Annotated in this window: 3 protein-coding genes; 2 read left to right on the forward strand and 1 reads right to left on the reverse strand. The window is 36.4% G+C overall.

The genetic code is table 11. From position 1 onward, the window contains the following. Positions 1-282: 282 nt before the first annotated feature. Positions 283-1515, forward strand: coding sequence for a beta-ketoacyl synthase N-terminal-like domain-containing protein (locus KPC_RS18795; RefSeq protein ID WP_121975849.1), 1233 nt, complete (start codon positions 283-285; stop codon positions 1513-1515). An 18-nt stretch (positions 1516-1533) separates the two neighbouring features. Continuing rightward, positions 1534-1986, forward strand: a complete 453-nt coding sequence (hemJ, locus tag KPC_RS18800; protein WP_121975850.1) for a protoporphyrinogen oxidase HemJ — start codon at positions 1534-1536, stop codon at positions 1984-1986. A 95-nt stretch (positions 1987-2081) separates the two neighbouring features. Here the strand turns inward: hemJ and KPC_RS18805 are convergent, their stop codons facing one another. Then, complete coding sequence (locus KPC_RS18805; protein ID WP_121975851.1) at positions 2082-2681, reverse strand: TetR/AcrR family transcriptional regulator; 600 nt, start codon at positions 2679-2681, stop codon at positions 2082-2084. Between the last annotated feature and the right edge of the window lie 205 nt (positions 2682-2886).

A 2886-nucleotide genomic window follows, 5' to 3' on the forward strand; every position in this document is an offset into this window, starting at 1 on the left:
TGTTTGTTTTAAGCACGATTTAACTATTAGATATTATATTCTTTAAGGCATCAATTGTTAGCATGAATGGTTTTGCCTAAAAATCGGCGTAAAACTTTACTGGATTCACATACATACATCCTGCTATGAATTTAAGTATTACAATACGTTGCGCAAAATTGAATAACAATCAATGCTCATAAAAATAGAGCATGAGAATCAATATCTTTCGCCATTGCAGTTAAAAACTAAAAACGTTTAAATGGCTCTATTGTATCTCTATTTATAAATAAAGGAATTTGCATGAACCGTCGTGTTGTTATTACGGGTATGGGCATTAACTCGTGTATCGGTAACTCCCTTGAAGACGTAACACATTCTTTGCAAAATGGTATTTCTGGTACGCATCACAATCCAACTTATGCAGAAATGAATTTTAAAAGTCATGTCAGTGCTGCAGCAGAACAAGATTTTGACCATATTGATCGGAAACTAAAACGGTTTATGGGCGTTTGTGCAATGTACGCTTATAACGCAGCAGTTGCAGCAATTGAAAATGCCGGATTGACTCAAGAACAACTGGGTGGCAATCCTCGTTACGGTATTGCAGGTGGTTCAGGTGGAAACTCTACTGCATCTGTAACTGAAATGGTGAAGTTGCTTGAGGAAAAAGGCGCACGTAAAATCGGTCCATTCTTTGTACCCCGCAACATGAGTAATACGATTACTGCAAATCTGGGCGTTGCATTTAAACTTCAAGGGATCGCTCATTCGATTACCAGTGCATGTGCAACGTCTGCTGATGCGATTGGTTACGCATACAATCTCATTCAACTAGGGAAACAAGATTTGATGCTTGCAGGTGGCGGTGAAGAAGATCACTGGTCTCAAAGCTTGCTTTTTGATGCGATGGGTGCTCTTTGTTCAAAATATAATGACACACCTGAAACTGCTTCACGTCCATATTCTGCTGATCGTGATGGTTTCGTTATTGCTGGCGGTGGTGGCTTTGTAGTTCTTGAATCCCTTGAGCATGCCCAGGCACGTGGTGCAAATATCCTGGCTGAAGTTGTTGCTTATGCTGCAAACAGCGATGGTGCCGATATGGTTGCTCCAAGTGGTGAAGGTGCTACACGCTGTGTACTTATGGCTTTAGATGAAGCAAAACAACATGGCGTAGACAAAATCGACTATGTCAACACACATGGTACGTCTACTCCAGCAGGTGATGTGACTGAACTTCTCGCAATGGAACGCGCTTTTGGTGAAGGTAAAGTACCGCCACTTAGCTCAACAAAATCAATGACAGGTCATAGCTTGGGCGCTGCAGGTGTTCAAGAGGCGATTTATAGTATTTTGATGATGCAAAATGATTTTATTGCACCAAACATCAATGTCACTGAACTTGATGAAGGTGCAAAACCATTTGATATTGTACTTGAAAAACGTGATACAAAATTGAATACTGTGATGAGTAACAGTTTTGGCTTTGGCGGCGTAAATGCTTGCCTCGTTTTCAAAAAGTGGGATGAATAATCCCTCATAGGATATTCAATGGATGCACCATCTGATGCTTTCTTGTGGGTAAAAGCATTACATATCATTGCTGTAGTCTGCTGGTTCGCTGCATTGTTCTACTTACCACGGTTATATGTTTATCATGCCATGAGTAGCGATGCAGTCAGTCATAAACGTTTCGAAGTGATGGAACGTAAGTTGTATAGAGGGATCATGTGGCCTTCAATGATTGCCACCCTCATCACAGCGCATTTTTTGGTTGATTGGGGCGATGCTACTCGACACTATCATGAGGCAATATGGTTTTACCTAAAAGTTGCTCTAGTTGGTCTACTGGTTATTTATCACTTTGTATGTGGTTATTACCGTAAAAAGCTAATAGATAATGCACATTATAAATCACATAAGTTTTGGCGCTTTTTTAATGAAATGCCAACACTGATTTTATTTGCTGTAGTGATTTTAGTTGTAGTTAAGCCACAGTTTTAAAAACCCAGAAGCGATAAAAAGCCAACTCAATATTGAGTTGGCTTTTTATTTTAATCACTTTAAAGTCTAAGACTGATATTTTATTTAGTTAAATTTTAAGAAAGAGTATTCGGTATCATGAGTGCCTGATTAATATATAGTTCCACTAATCGTTCACGTGAACCAATTGAGTTTTGATAATGTGAAGAATTCAACAACAAGGATGCTCCATAAGTAACTGTCCATATATAAGAGAGATAATCACGTATAGACATTTTACTCTGCACCGATTTTAAATACTTATCAGTAACTTCTTTTATTTCAATAATTCGCTCTTCCCGAACAGTATATAGCTTCTTAAAAAGATCTTTTAATGTCCGATCACTATTCGTTAAACGTTCCTCTATTACATGTAATAAAATAGTCCGATTGGAATTCGACATATTATAAAGCATGTAATGTGTCACATAAGCTTGCATATCTGTCTTATATTTTATAGAAATATCAAGTAATCTTTTTTCATTTAAAATAATGAGTTCTAAATATAATTGATTTTTACTTTTAAAATGTTTATAGATTGTGCCTTTTGCAATATCAAGCTCTTGTGCCAACTCATCCAGCGTAATATCCTGATTGTTTTCAAGCAATAAGTTCTCTGCCATATTTAAAATTTTCTCTTTCCGCAAAAGAAAATTTTGCTGGCGTGTAGACATCATATTATTGTCCTAAAAATTACACTCAAAGCATCTCGAAAATACACCTATTCTTCAATAAAAACTATGAAACTAAAGTCTTGTTTATATCAAAAAAATAGACAAGTAATATTTTAGAGATAATTTTATAAATCATATTATGTCAATAATTGAGAATCTTTAGAGTCAGAAGCAACCATTTTGGGGAAATTCTTTTATTGTTTTAAAC

The organism is Acinetobacter stercoris, from assembly GCF_900323515.1.
GTDB lineage: Bacteria > Pseudomonadota > Gammaproteobacteria > Pseudomonadales > Moraxellaceae > Acinetobacter > Acinetobacter stercoris.

Excerpts from the sequence above, each read along its gene's own strand:
- KPC_RS18795 (WP_121975849.1), top strand. The coding sequence starts at position 283 with ATGAACCGTCGTGTTGTTATTACGGGTATGGGCATTAACTCGTGTATC.
- KPC_RS18805 (WP_121975851.1), bottom strand. The coding sequence starts at position 2,681 with ATGATGTCTACACGCCAGCAAAATTTTCTTTTGCGGAAAGAGAAAATT.
- hemJ (WP_121975850.1), top strand. The coding sequence starts at position 1,534 with ATGGATGCACCATCTGATGCTTTCTTGTGGGTAAAAGCATTACATATC.